Consider the following 14454-nt stretch of genomic DNA (forward strand, 5'->3'; position numbering starts at 1 on the left):
TGTTAACGGGTTGGGCTTGTTTTGATTAATTAATGTGTAACGTATTGTTTCTGTGCGAGATAAGTGCATGTTGCCGTTGTTGGAAAAGCGTTATGCGTTACAGTATTACAGATTACAGTTAGGTCGATAGCAATAACGGAATAACAATAACAAAATAACAATAATGTTTTTGTGAAATGAAAATCAGGCAAAGAAGAACTATTACAATTATATATTTATATATAATATATAATTGTTTTACTCACGCACATTAGAGCAGCCAGCTTAAAAACCGATTTGTCATTAAATGTTATTGTTATTTTGTTATTGTTATTCCGTTATTGTCTTTTGTCTCTAAGAAAAACTGATTTCACCTAACTGTAATCTGTAATACTGTAACGCCGTAACGGATAATCTGAATATATATGCATAAATCATACCATGCAATTGCATACATGAAAGAAATAGTTGCACCGCGCCGCGCAAACCGATGCCTCAGGGTATTGCATAATTCAAAACTTTTTCGTAACTTAGCGGAGTAATTCATTGCCACAGAATAGTATAATGTCATCCTGAGCAAAAGCGAAGGATCTCATGTACATCCACGTGGACGCATCTGAGATGCTTCACTCCGTTCAGCATGACAAACACAGAGGGGTATTTATCCGATAAACACCCCTCTGTGTTTGTCATGCTGGATTTGTAATCACGAGTGGTCGGAAGATTTTGGGATGTACTTGACATAAAAAAAGAGCCTTGAAAAGGCTCAATGATACGTAACCGCTGGTGAACGAAGCGAACCTGCGGACAAGAATGCTCCTTACTTATCGGCTTCGAAGAAGTCGAATAACGCATAGAAGGTGCGATTGGACTTCTTCGAAGCCCTGATTGGAAGGGTTGAATAACCGCAGGTTCGCTTCGCTCACCAGCGGTTACGTATTGTTGGACGGTTTTACCGTCCTTATCAAATCTTCCGACCACTAATGATTTGCAAATTCAGCGTGACTAAAAATGCTAAATGGATGTCCGCATTTGTCAATATACGTGTAGGGGCAGGGTTTGCCTGCCTGAATGCGCCCACAACATAGAGCAGCTGATGTCTTCGGGCAGACCCCGCCCCTACGGTTAAATGGAAGAGCCGTGTTGCCACAGATTCAGATTTAGGAAGAGCGGTTGCTGATGCGGGAGACGGCCTGCTTTCAAGTCAGGTCATCGGACGTATTGACTATAAATTCTTCATTCCTCATTCTTCATTCTTCATTTATTTCTGTATCTTTGCCCGCGTTTAGTAAAACGAATGATGCAATTATGAACGAGACAGATGCTGCCCTGCGCCGGAGGGAAATCTACAAGGTGACGTTGGCGGGCAGCGTAGTGAACATTGTGCTGACGCTGTGCAAGTTTGCCGCAGGCATATTAGGGCGTAGCGCGGCGATGGTGGCGGACGCGGTGCATTCCCTTTCCGACCTTGCCACCGATGTGATTGTGTTAGTATTCGTGCGTATCTCTGGAAAGCCGGAAGACAAGGGGCACGATTACGGGCACGGAAAGTATGAGACTTTTGCCACGTTGCTCATCGGAGTGGCGTTGCTCGTGGTGGGCATCGGCATCTTGTGGAGCGGGGGCGAGCGGATTTACGCTTTCCTGCGGGGCGAGACGCTGGAGTCGCCGGGCTGGATTGCCTTGTGGGCGGCGCTGGTCTCGATAGTGTCGAAAGAAGTGCTGTTCCAATACACGCGGAAGGTGGGGAGGAAATACGACAGCCCTTCGGTCATTGCCAATGCCTGGCATCACCGGAGCGATGCGTTCTCTTCCATCGGGACCGCGGCGGGCATCGGCGGAGCCATCCTGTTAGGCGAAGACTGGCGGGTGCTCGACCCTTTGGCGGCGGTCATCGTGAGCTTCTTCATCATTCAGGTGGCGATAAAGCAGTTGGGACCGTGCCTGGACGAGCTGTTAGAGCGTTCGCTTCCCGACGATGTGGAGCAACGCATCACCGACTTGGTGCTCTCGGTAGACGGGGTGTCGCAACCGCACCACCTGCGTACGCGGCGCATCGGAAACCGCTATGCGATAGACCTGCACATCCGCATGGACGGCAACATGCCCCTGCGCGAGGCACACGACCGTGCCACCCGCATCGAGCAGAAGTTGCGGGACGAGTACGGGAAGGATACGTACATCAATGTGCATGTGGAGCCTGAGAAATGATAGGATTTCACCACAGATTACACAGATTTAAACAATTTGATTATCTGTGGTGAGAGGTTGGACATTTGTAGGGGCAGGGTTTGCCTGCCCGAATACATATACGTGGATGCATACGGGCGGGCAGACCCCGCCCCTACAATGGTTGGACTATAATAATCTGTGTAATCTGTGGTGAAAGATAAAGGAAAAAAGATATTAGTGACGGGCGCGAGCGGCTTCATCGGGAGTTTCTTGGTGGAAGGCGGGCTGGAGCGCGGGATGCAGGTATGGGCGGGCGTGCGCCGGAGCAGCAGCCGGAAGTACTTGCAGGACAGGCGCATCCGTTTCGCAGAGCTTGACTTTACCGACTCCGACCGCTTGGAAACCCAGCTGAGACGGCATAAAGAGGAACACGGCGGATGGGACTGCATCGTGCATTGCGCGGGCGTGACCAAGTGCCTCGATAAGGCGGACTTCGAGATAGGCAACTACTGGGCTACGCGCCATTTCATCGAGGTGCTGATGCGGCTCGATATGGTGCCCAGCCAGTTTGTGTACCTCAGTTCGCTGAGCGTGTTCGGGCCTATCCATGAGCGGGACTATAGGCCTATCGTTGAGAACGACACCCCTCAGCCCAACACGGCATACGGGGTGAGCAAGCTTCATGCCGAGGAATATATCCGTTCGTTAGAGGGCTTCCCGTGGGTGATATTCCGCCCTACGGGCGTTTACGGTCCGCGCGAAAGGGATTATTACCTCATGGCGCAATCCATTAAGCGGCATGTGGACATCTCCGCCGGATTCCGCCGGCAAGACCTTACGTTCGTGTACGTAAAGGACTTGGTGGAAGCCATCTATCGGGCGGTGGAGCGAGAAGTGACAGGACGCGCTTATTTCGTGAGCGACGGGCAAGTGTACCGTAGCCGCACGTTCTCCGACTTGATACGCCGTGAGTTGGGCAATCCGTGGCTGGTGCGCTTCACGTGCCCCCTGTGGCTTCTGAAGGCGATATCGTATGTGGCAGGGAACGGGGCGAAGCTTGCACGCAAGACCTCGACGCTCAATCCCGACAAGTACCGCATCATGAAGCAACGCAATTGGCGGTGCGACATCACGCCGTTAGAGCGGGATTTAGGCTACCAGCCCCGTTATTTATTGGAAGAAGGAGTGAAAGAAACGATTGAATGGTATAAGGAAGAAGGGTGGTTGTAGTATTTTAGGAAACGCAGATTTTCGCGGATTAACGCAGATTATTTATATTCATTTGCGTTTTCTGTATGAAAATATTTTATCCGCGGAAATCTGTGTTAATCTGCGTTTTATATTATACACCCTATAAACGAAATTACATGAATCTGAAGACAAATTTATTCGAACGGGTAGAGAGTGGGAAAGGGCTGTTTGCGGTAGAGACTATCAGCCTGATTTATAACGCGCTGACCAGCATCTTGATATTGCTGCTCTATACGCGCATGGATCATCCGGGCACGATGCTCTTAGAGCGGGCGGGCATCGTGGTGCTGACCTTTACGCTGATATTCCTCTATCAGGCGTTTCCGTGCCGCTTGACGGCATTTGTCCGCATGGTGGTGCAGATGAGCCTTTTGGCGTACTGGTATCCCGACACGTTCGAGTTCAACCGCCTTTTCCCGAACCTCGACCACATCTTCGCCAGCAACGAGCAGGCATTGTTCGGGTGCCAGCCTTCGGTGGAGTTCGCCAAGCTCTGCCCTTCGATATGGTTTAGCGAGCCGTTCAACATGGGGTATTTCTTCTATTATCCGATGATGCTCATTGTGGTGGTGTATTACTTCGTGAAGCGTTTCGAGTGGTTCGAGAAGATTTGCTTCGTGCTGGTCACCTCGTTCTTCATCTATTATTTCATCTACATCATGCTCCCCGTGGCGGGTCCCCAGTTCTATTTCCCGGCTATCGGCATGGATAAGGTGAACGCGTGCGATTTCCCCGCTATCGGCGATTATTTCAATACGAACGATTACCTGATACCCGGTCCGGGCTTCGACCAAGGTTTCTTCTTCAACCTCGTGGAAGCCTCGCAAGAAGTGGGCGAGCGTCCTACGGCGGCTTTCCCCAGTTCGCACGTAGGCATATCCACCATCGTGATGATTATGGCATGGCGCGTGAGCAAGCGGTTGGCATACATCCTCTTGCCGTTCTACGTCCTGTTGTGTTGCGCTACGGTCTATATCCAGGCGCATTACCTCATCGATTCCCTCGTAGGCTTCTTCTCCGCTTTCTTCGTCTACCAGCTCGCTACGCTGATGTACAAGCGTTGGTTCATCACCCCGGCATTCAAGCTGATGGGATGATTTTATTGAACACAGAGACACGGAGGCACAGAGTTTTAATTTTTTAGAGGAGACAAAGTCCACGAAGAAAAGCACTGACTCTGTGAACTTTGTCTTCTCTTCTATATTTATTTCTCTGTGCCTCCGTGTCTCTGTGTTCAATAAAAATCAATTTCTTTTGTAACTTTTCCCGTAACTTTGCGTCTAAAGGATAAAGAGTAACATTAAAACGAATCAGAATATGAAAAAAATGAGTATGACACTGGCATCTTGCGCTATGGCGATGATGCTTACCGTATCCGGATGCTACGCCGGAGGAAGAAACGTAGTGAAACCGAGCAAGAATTACGTGACCGAGAAGGTTTCGATATCCGATATTGAAGCGATTAAGTCTTCTTCATCGGTCGATGTGGTCTACACCCAGGCATCGGGCACACCCTACGCCGAGATCTATGCGCCCGACAACATTGTTCCGCTCATTAAGGTGGAACAAGACGGTAAGACTTTGCGGATAGGTTTTAAGAGCAATACTTCTATCAATGGAAGATACAAGTGCGAAGTGCGGGTGTTCGCTCCCGAAGTGACTTCATTCTCTACCTCCAGCTCTTCGGACATTACTTTGGCGAACGGATTGAAGACCTCGAAGCCCGTCACCCTGAAAGCATCGAGCAGCGGGGATATTGACGCTTCGTCTCTTGCGTGCGGCGACTTGAGCATGACCACCTCCAGTAGCGGGGATATCAAGATAGGCACCATCACGTGCGGCATGCTTTCCTTGGACACCCAAAGCAGCGGGGATATCAAAGTGACCTCTGTCCAATGTACGGGCGCTACGATAGACTCCAGTTCGGCAGGAGATTGTATCGTGGCGGAAATGGCTTGTTCGGGCGATGTAAAGGCTTCTACCAGTTCTTCGAGCGACATCAAGCTGGCTGGTACGTGCCGGAACGCATCGTTCAGTGCCAGTTCGGCTGGAAGCATCTATGCCAAAGACCTGCTTGCGAAAGACGTAGAAGCCCGTGCCAGCTCGGCAGGTGATGTGGAATGCAACGCGAGCGGAGTGCTCTCCACTTCGGTATCGAGCGCGGGAAGCGTGCGCTATAAAGGCGAGCCGGCACGTGTAGAAGGCAAAATCAAAGGCGTGTCGAAATTGTAAGGAATCAGTGCTACGCTGGGATGAAGTATTGCTCAGAATGTGAACCGTGCCGTGAGCAACAAGTTTCGGGGTCGGATGCGGTAGCTCCTTGATACGGTGCTGGCTTCATTGGTAAAGGTGGTGTAGGCATATTCCCTTTCATCCAATAGGTTGGTGGCGTTTAGCTCCAAGTCGCACCGTTTGGAGAGTTGATACGATACCATGGCATCCGCCAAGAAGAAATCCCGCTTGCGGTTATCGGTTTCCGTGTTGCGGAAATGCTCGCCTTTGAGGAGAATGCTGAGTTTCGGGAGGGGGGTAATCCGTAAGCTGAGGCTTTGCTTCATCGATGCGGTTTGCATTTCGCTCCCTTCGTTTTCCAGTCTCAACTTGCTTTTCCCGTAGCTTAATTCGTATTGCAGGGTAATCTTTTCCGTCAGGTCCGCTTCGATGCGTGGTCCGATGCTCCACATTGAGCGTACGTTCGGCATCCGCTCTTCGTTCCGCACTAACATCGAATGACGGTTGGTGTACATTCCTTGCAGGTAAATGTAGCAATTCAGGAAATCGAAACCTTTCGATACATTGCCGTTCACGTCCAGTTGGCGTGCCGTGTTTTTCCCTTCTTGGTAAGAGGCGATGATAAAATCTCCTTCGAACGCTTGATTGCTCAGGTAGGGCAGGCTCATCCAACTATGCGATACGGATAAGTCGGCAAAAAACTCGTCCAAGGTACGTTTGTAGTAGATGCCGCCCTCAATGTACTTGTTAGTGTTCAGCCCATACAACGGATAGCCTTTCATCAGTGTGCGGTAAGAGTCCATCAGATAGCCCGGATAGAAAGAGCCGCCGTTGAGCGGACGGCTGGTGATTCCGCCCGAAAGGTCTATGTCCCAGTGTGCGCTTAGGGTATACGACAAGTACAGGTCGGGGTTGAAGAGGAGGCGGGTCGAAGGGCTTTCCAGTCCGTTTGCCTTTTCCTTATATAAATAATGGTAGAAGTTGACGGGAAGGGAAAGCCTTGTCTTCAGCCGGTGCCACGTATATTCTAATTTGGGTGTGAGGTAGAGTTGCGTGTAGTTCATCGATGATTTCCCTTCGTCATTGTCCGTTATTGTGATGCCCTCCAGTTCCGAATCCATGTCGCGCCACATTACTTTGGCTCCGGCGGCAAGGCTTACCATCACTTGTCCGATAACGAATCCATAATCTATCTTATTGTCTGAGAACAGCTTCCGTTGTTCTATCCGTTGGGTGCGTGCCTCATTTCCGTAAACCACGTTCATCCGTTGCGGATGGTCTTGCAGGAAGGTGTACGAGGTAAAGATGATGAACTTGTTCCCGAAGCGTTTCAGCAGGTAGAGGTCGTTGGTCAGTTGCTTGTCGGGCGAGTAAGCGTCTTGCGTATTGGGGATGCTTCCGCTTACTCCGTCGGCTTTGTCCAGCCAACTGAAGTCCGCTTGCAGGCGTTCGGTCAGGTTATAGGTGTCTTCGTTTGCTTCGATGCGCACTTCGGAGGAGAATTGTTGTTGCTTGAAAAGCGAACTTTCCCCTTCCCGGATGGTCGTGGTGTCGGCATCCGCTTGGTAATATTCCGTTAGGGTTTGCTTGTCCGATTCAGTCCGGTGATTGATGTATCCTAAGCTGGTGGTGACGTTCATTCCGTTCTTCAACTGGAAGAGGTTGTTCGAGGTCACTTGATGAGTGCGGTTGAACAGCTCCCGTTCGCGTGTCAATGCCTGTACCGAGGGCGGAACGATTTGTATGTAGTCGCTTAGCTTTTCGCGGCGGTAGCGCAGGACGTTGATGTCGAACGACTTAAACTCGCGTGTCACGTCCTTGCCCGTATTGTTGGTCTTGTAGGTATTGAGCGACTGGAATTTCCTGTTGAATTGCATGGCTATCCCTTCCGCCTCCCATAGTGCCGATGCGGGCGAAGCGATGCCTGCTCCTCCTTTCATGTTCCCTATCCACCGTTGCTTCACGTTTTCCTTTAGGCGCAGGTTGATGGCGGCTTGCTCCGAAAGGCTTAGTCCGCTTAATGCCTTGATGGACTGGTGGTTCTCCATTACCTCTACACTATTTACGTCTTGATTGGAGATGCTGTTGGTGGCGATGCCGTACTTTCCTCCCAACAAGTCTTTGCCTTCGATGTAGAACTTATTGATAGGTGTGCCTTGGTACGAAATCTTCCCGTCGTCCGCCACCTGTATGCCGGGCAGCTTCTTCAGAATGTCCCCGATGGTGCGGTCACCTTCTTTCGAGAAGCGTGCCACGTTGTAGATAATCGTGTCCCCTTGTGCCCGTATCTTCGGAGCTTTCACGATGACTTCCTTGATTTGGATTTCTTTGGGTTGCAGGGCGATGCGGTACGTCTTGTCTTGCGGCTGGACAGGGCGGGTCACAGAGGCATATCCCAAGCAAGAGAAGCGTATCACCGCCTGTATGGCTTTGGTGCTGTCCGCGTTGAGGTGGAACGTCCCGTCCTCGTCCGTAATGGCGAAGGCAAGGATGCTTTTCCCGTCTGCCTTGCAGAGAGTGACGCTCGCGCCTTGCAGGGGAGTATGCTTCGTGGCATCGGTCACTTTCCCTTCCCAGGTCCGTGGTTGGGCGTGGAGGGAAGAGGCAAGGCATATCGCTAAGAGGCAGAAGATAAGGTTTCGCATGGGGTAGGGAAGAATGTTGCGTTTACGTTTGAGTTATATTCTCGGTTTAGATAGTATCCTTTTATGGTTTCCGTCCCAAAAACGTACGGTTTTGGTTCGGAAATCGTACGGTTTTGGGACGGAGAACGTAAAAGTGAGATAGCTTGGAGCAGATTATGAGCCGTTCAATCATGCATTTGCTCATAACCTGCCAAACAAATTTATTAGAGAGAATTTAAAATAGTCTCTTAGTGTTCGTGATAGTCTGTTTCCATATAGTCGTATTGCTTATTATAATCCAAAAGGAATTCTCCCCGTTGTTTTAAAAACGTAATGCGGTCAATTTTTTCCACTTCAGGCTGAAGTTCGCTTCTGATATTGTAAAAGCATACGGGTGTCACATTGTTTTGTTTCAGGCTTACTAATGTAAAATGATAATGGTTTTTCGTATCATACACTTCAGTAATCAGCCCGGGCAAGCCGTTGAACTTCCACGGTCCTTCCGAATAGGGAAGCTGGGTGGTGTACCATGCTTTGTATGTTCTTCCTCTGAATGTACAGGTGGCTAATTGGCATTTGTATCCGAATACGGTCTTTACGCTATCGTCCACTAATGTCCACGCCTGCTTTTCGTAATCTTCTTCTATCTGGTAAACCGTGGCTCTGGGTGCCCATGTGGTGAGTTTGCCTTTCGGATAATTCTTATAATGGTATTCGTTTATGATTCTTGACATAGGCATCGGTATTGTACCGGTTGTATCTCCCAGTGCAGCATCGAATAATTTACTGAATAGTTCGCCGCCATTAGGAGTATTAACTAATGAATCTCCGAAAAAGGTCGATTGCGGATAGCTTTGGCTCACGTTCTTGCCGATGCGCAGAACCATGGTGTCTACGGCAATTCCTGTACCTAATGTATCTGTTTTCTGTACCCATTTGTACCGGCATTCCAATAGGGCGGGTTCGATTACTTGGGTAATGGTTTCGATTTGCGCTTGCATCGGAAGCAAGAAGCCGAGCAGCATCAACGTGAGAAATGTGTGTTTGGTCATATCTGTAATGTTTTGAGTTTTACATCGGCAAAAGTAGGGAAACCTCTTGAAGCGAAAGAATAAAACCGTTCGGTTTTCGTTCGATATAGAGGCTTTCGAGTTTGGTTTTCGTTCGATAAGGGTTGCCTACACGGCTTTTTCATTTTAAATGTCATAGAGTGTCGTGATTCTTAACGGACTATTGATATGGCAAGAAATTAATGGGCTTGACAAGTTGGGCTGTTTCGAAAAAATCCGTATCTTTGCTTATACGGAAACTTAGAACTTAAAAGAGTATGGAAAAGGCAGCAGTCAAAGGAATTCCTTACGGAGTGGCGCGCTTCGATGAAGTGCGGAATGAGAATTTCTATTATGTAGACAAGACGATGTACCTTCCTTTATTGGAGGGTGCAAGCAAGTACTTGTTCTTAATCCGTCCGCGCCGCTTCGGCAAGAGCGTGTTCGTAAGCATGATGCAGGCGTATTATGACATTGCCAAGGCAGACTGCTTCGATACATTGTTCGACGGATTGTGGATTAAGGAACATCCCACACCGCTGAAGAACGCCTTCCAGGTGATTTACTTCGACTTCTCGTTAGCGGGGGCAGGTATGGAAAGGTTAGAATATACGTTCAATGACTATTGCTGTGCCGAACTGGATTCTTTTATTAAACAATATAAGGATTTTTATGATGAGTCTACCTTCGAAAAGGTGCTTGCCGAAAGGGATGCTGCTTCCAAACTAAGGTTAATCAATTCCGAAGCACGCCGCAAGAAATACTTGCTTTACCTTATTATCGACGAATACGACAACTTCACCAATGTAATCTTGAGCGAGGGCGGCAAGGAGGTGTTCCGCAACCTGACCCATGCCAGCGGTTTCTACCGTGAGTATTTCAAGATTTTCAAGGCAATGTTCACCCGCATCTTTATGATAGGGGTTTCTCCCGTCACCTTAGACGACCTCACGAGCGGGTATAACATCGGATGGAACATCTCGCAAGACTCGCGGTTCAACTACATGCTCGGCTTCTCAGAGTCGGACGTGCGCACCATGTTCCAATACTACAAGGACTATGGCAAGCTGCGTGCCGATGCTGACATCGAAGCGATGCTTACGGAGATGAAGCCGTGGTATAACAACTATTGCTTCGCTAAGGAATACATAGACGAAGAACGTCTGTATAACTGCGACATGGTGCTCTACTATTTGCGCCACCAAGTCGCCTTTAACCGTTCTCCTGAAGAAATGGTGGACATGAACGTGCGCACGGATTACAAGAAACTGCAGATGTTAGCGGACATAGACCGTGGTAATTTGAAGGAGAAACGTATGAGTGTGATAGAAGAAATCTCTGCAACAGGCTCGATTGTGATGACGTTGAAAACCTCTTTCCCTGCCGAGAGTGTGACTGACGATGACAATTTCCGAAGCCTGCTTTACTACTACGGTTTGCTTACGATGAAAAAGAGTCTCGGCAGACGCATTGAAATGGAAATTCCGAACAATTGCGTGAAAGAACAGTATTGGAGCTTCATGAGGGACTATTTCAACCGCAGTGCGCGAGTAGACATGACTGCCCTGCAAGATGAAATGGACCAGATGTCATTTGATGGGGATTGGATGCCTCTAATCACCCGCATTGCCGAGGCATACCGGGAGAACTCATCTGTGCGCGACAGCATCTTGGGCGAGCACAACCTGCAAGGGTTCTTCAAGGCATACCTTGCCCTGAATACCCTTTACCTCGTAGAGCCTGAAATCGAACTGAACTGCGGATACAGTGATTTCCTGATGATGCCCGACAAGGCACGCTATCCGGAGATTGCGCATAGCTACATCTTGGAGTTGAAATACGTAAAGCCCACTGCTACAGACGCGGAAGTGGAGGCAAAGAGCACGGAAGCCGACGGGCAATTGCATCAATACGCCAATGACAAGATTGTAAAACGGCTCTGTCAAGGTACGCAGCTTCATTTGTTGCAAGTGGTGTTCCGCGGGGCAGAAATAGCTCACTGTTCAGAAATCAATTGATTGAATGTGTTCCAAGGCATACTGTGCATTAGGAAAATCAAACGCAAAGATGCAAAAGCGTAACGTTTTTTATTTCTCCGTGTCCTTTGCTTTCTATGAAATATAAAATAGTTTCTTAGTGTTCGTGATAATCGGTTTCCATATAGTCGTAGGCGATGTATGCTCCTTGAGCGTTCTTCTGCCTGTCTTTCTTTTTGCCTCCGCTTAATCCTGTTTTCCGTATGAAGCCGGGGACGCCTGCTGTGCCTTCTTCCTTGAGTTGCAGGAAACGGATGCGGTCGATGCGCTCGGCATCTCTTGGGTCGGGTAGTGTATAGTAGAAGCATACGGGGGCGATGTTTGTCCGCTCTATGCCTTCTATCGAGAAATGATAATGGTCTTTTGTGTCGTACACTTCCAATATCAGTCCGGGCAAGCCTTTGAACTTCCACGGACCGTTGTCAATCGCTATTTCCGAGGTGAACCATGCCTGATAGTCCCTCCCGTGGTAACTGCACGTGGCAAGCTGGCACGGATATCCCAAGAGGGTTTTGGTGCTGTCTTTCAGCGTCCAGTCTTGTCCGGTATAGTCTTCTTCTATCAATGCGCTTGTTACTCCTAATTGGGCATACGTGCTGAGTTTGCCTTCGGGATAGTTCTTATAGATGTAATCGTTCGAAATCATGTTGGCATTGGGCATTTGGTCGTAGTTCTTCGAACGGATGGCACGTACCATCGCATCACCCCAAATCCGTTTCCCGTTGGGCGTTTTCCATATCGAATCGGTGCGGTAAGCCGTATACGAGTAAAACTGGCTGATGTTTTGCCCGATGCGAAGTATCATCCGGTCGGTTTTCGTATCGGTACCTAACGTATCGAGTTTCATTGTACACTTGTATGTGCATTGCAAGATAGCCGGCTCTAATTCTTTCGTGAAGCCGACGGTTTGTGCGTGTGCGGATGTAAGGAAGCACAGCGCAAGAAATGAAAAGATAAGTTGTTTCATGGTGTTTTTTGTTTTGGTTTGAGGCAAAAGTAGGGAAACCCGATGAAACGGAAGCGATAAAACCGTTCGGTTTTCGTTCGATGCCAGTTTGGTTTTTGTTCGTTGTTTCTAAAACGCAGAGACGCAAAAGCGCAGAGAATATATTTTAGAGGAGGCAAAGGATACGGAGCCAATGCTTTCCTCTTTGTAATCCGGCGTAACGAGATAGTATAATTGCTTAAAAGCTCTGTGCCTCTGTGTCTCTGTGTTCTATAAAATTCAGAAGCCTTGGATAAAGCGGTCGAAGTCTTCTGCCGAGCCTTTCTTGCCGCATAGCTTCTCGAAGAGGTTCTTGCGGGCAGAGGTGATGGTCGACTTGGCTCTGCCCATCAGGCGAGCAATGCCTGCGGGCTGTATCTCGGCTTTCACTAAGAGGCAGATGCGCAGCTCGCGCTCGTCGAGGGTAGAGAGGGCGTAAAGACGGTTGGTGAATGAGTTGAACGTGCGGTCGATGGTCTGATGCAACACCAGCCAATCGGCTTCGGATAGTTCGCTGAAGTCTTCGGCTTGATGAAACTTGATGTAGATGTCCGAGCGGTGGAATGATTGTATAGCTAATTCTTGTTCGCGCATTTCGGCTTCCGCCTGGATGTTGCGTTGGCGCAATTGCTCTTGCTGGATTTGCAGGAGTTGCTTCATTTGTAAGTTCTCGTCGGAGGTGGAAGCTAATTGCTTTTCCAAGTCTTGTATCAAGGCATTGTTTCGTTCTATGTATGCTTTGCTTCGGCGGAACTGGTCTTCCCGCTGGCGTTCCAATTCGTTTAAGCGTTCGTTCTGTTTCCGGCGCAGGTTGCGCAGGTAGAACAGATAAGCCGTTCCGGCTCCGGTTATCAGCAGTCCTGCCAATAAGTAAACTAAGATAAGCGTGCGCTGCTCGGCGTTTTTCAGTTTCAGTTGGTTGTTCTCCCGCTCGCGTAATTGGTAATTGTAGGTAGCTTGTGCCTTGGTGAGGGCTTCGGTACGGGTGCGTTTTTGTATGGAGTCGGTATAAACAACGTATTGTTGGAAATAGCCGGCGGCTTCCTTATACCGGTTTTGTCCGGAAAGGATGTTTGCCATGTCTAAGCTTGCCTTCTGCTTGTTGTAAACCGATCCTCTGTCTTCTATCAAGTGGTTGTAGTGCATGGCGGAATCCGCTTCTCCGGTCTGATGATAGAGTTGGGCTTTCAGCTGGTAGAGCACGGTGCGCACGCTTTCGTCGATATCGGCTGGAGGCGATTCTAATAAGTTCCATGCCGGTGTATAGTCGCCTTGGCTCAGGTAAAGGGCAGCCATGTTTTCTTTTACGTAGAATGCCAAGGAAGCGTTGCGTATCGTTTCCGCCTTCCGCAAGGCTTCTTCGTAATAGAAGAAAGCACTGTCGGTTTTCCCTAAATCCGCATAGGTGCCCCCAAGGCTTTTCAAGATGAATATTTCCGATAGGGTGTCTGCCGCCAGTTGCTTGTACGATAAGGCTTTGAGTTGTGCCTTTAGGGCTTCGTTGTACACGCTCTGAAACCAAAAAAGATGTCCCATTTGAAAATAGATGCGTTGCATGAGCCGGGTATCTGTTTGGGCAGAGGCGGCGTTCAGGGCTTGGTGGTAATAATCCAAGGCACAGGGAGCGTCGCCCATTTTAGCGTATATCCGTCCGGCATAATAGTAGACTTCGGGTAATAGCTTGCGGTCGTCTTGCTCTTCGTAATAGCGCAAGACGTTTGTTATCAGGCTGTCGGAGTGATGATATAGCTCGCTTCTCCGGTCGTACACCATGTGCCGGTTCTCGAATTTGATGGTCAAGAAGTCATAATACATCCGTATGGCTTCGGGTTGCTCGTGGGCTTTTTGTTTGTAGTCTCTCAATGGGTAGTAGGGATTGCCCGGCTTGCCTTCTAACATTTCATTGATTTCTTGTAATTCGGCAGGCATGACATCCTTTTCCTTACAAGCAGGCAGAAGCGATGCAAGGAAAAGGACAAGCAGGAGGATGTTTCTTGACAACATAGGCATTCTTTTTCTCTGTGTGGTGATAAATGTACTAAAATCTGTTAAGTCCGATGGTGCAGCTTTTCTAATGGAATGAAAGCCACTAAATTTGCAAGAAAAGCCATATGCTGCTAAGTCAA

9 protein-coding genes are annotated in these 14454 nt (G+C 48.8%); 5 read left to right on the forward strand and 4 right to left on the reverse strand.

Translation table 11 applies throughout. From position 1 onward, the window contains the following. The first annotated feature begins 1287 nt into the window (after positions 1-1287). The 4 genes from B5F91_RS09715 to B5F91_RS09730 all read left to right on the forward strand — a co-directional run bounded on the left by B5F91_RS09715 (position 1288) and on the right by B5F91_RS09730 (position 5634). Positions 1288-2190, forward strand: a complete 903-nt coding sequence (locus tag B5F91_RS09715; protein ID WP_087428893.1) for a cation diffusion facilitator family transporter — start codon at positions 1288-1290, stop codon at positions 2188-2190. A 168-nt stretch (positions 2191-2358) separates the two neighbouring features. Further along, complete coding sequence (locus tag B5F91_RS09720) at positions 2359-3381, forward strand: NAD(P)-dependent oxidoreductase (protein WP_239416396.1); 1023 nt, start codon at positions 2359-2361, stop codon at positions 3379-3381. Between the two features lie 143 nt (positions 3382-3524). Beyond that, entirely contained in the window at positions 3525-4499 is a 975-nt protein-coding gene (locus tag B5F91_RS09725) for a phosphatase PAP2 family protein (RefSeq protein WP_087428907.1), read from the forward strand. Between the two features lie 220 nt (positions 4500-4719). Next, the gene (locus tag B5F91_RS09730) at positions 4720-5634 is read left to right on the forward strand and encodes a DUF2807 domain-containing protein (protein ID WP_087428894.1); all 915 of its coding nucleotides are present in this window, start codon (positions 4720-4722) and stop codon (positions 5632-5634) included. Positions 5635-5666: 32 nt separating this feature from the next. Here the strand turns inward: B5F91_RS09730 and B5F91_RS09735 are convergent, their stop codons facing one another. Together B5F91_RS09735 and B5F91_RS09740 are read right to left on the reverse strand one after the other, a co-directional pair. Further along, on the reverse strand, positions 5667-8279 hold the full coding sequence (locus B5F91_RS09735) for a carboxypeptidase-like regulatory domain-containing protein (protein ID WP_087428895.1): 2613 nt from the start codon (positions 8277-8279) through the stop codon (positions 5667-5669). Between the two features lie 227 nt (positions 8280-8506). Further along, a complete protein-coding gene (locus tag B5F91_RS09740) occupies positions 8507-9310 on the reverse strand; it encodes a GLPGLI family protein (RefSeq protein ID WP_087428896.1) in 804 nt (267 codons plus the stop codon). Between the two features lie 275 nt (positions 9311-9585). Between B5F91_RS09740 and B5F91_RS09745 the strand changes: the two genes are divergently transcribed. After that, positions 9586-11325, forward strand: coding sequence for an ATP-binding protein (locus tag B5F91_RS09745; RefSeq protein WP_087428897.1), 1740 nt, complete (start codon positions 9586-9588; stop codon positions 11323-11325). A 115-nt stretch (positions 11326-11440) separates the two neighbouring features. Here B5F91_RS09745 and B5F91_RS09750 read toward each other — a convergent pair whose 3' ends face one another. Next, positions 11441-12310 (reverse strand): GLPGLI family protein, encoded by an 870-nt coding sequence (locus B5F91_RS09750; protein ID WP_087428898.1) that lies wholly within the window; start codon positions 12308-12310, stop codon positions 11441-11443. Between the two features lie 258 nt (positions 12311-12568). Continuing rightward, the gene (locus B5F91_RS09755; protein ID WP_158099910.1) at positions 12569-14332 is read right to left on the reverse strand and encodes a hypothetical protein; all 1764 of its coding nucleotides are present in this window, start codon (positions 14330-14332) and stop codon (positions 12569-12571) included. Between the last annotated feature and the right edge of the window lie 122 nt (positions 14333-14454).

Source organism: Bacteroides sp. An322, from assembly GCF_002161765.1.
In the GTDB taxonomy this organism is placed as follows: domain Bacteria; phylum Bacteroidota; class Bacteroidia; order Bacteroidales; family Bacteroidaceae; genus Phocaeicola; species Phocaeicola merdavium.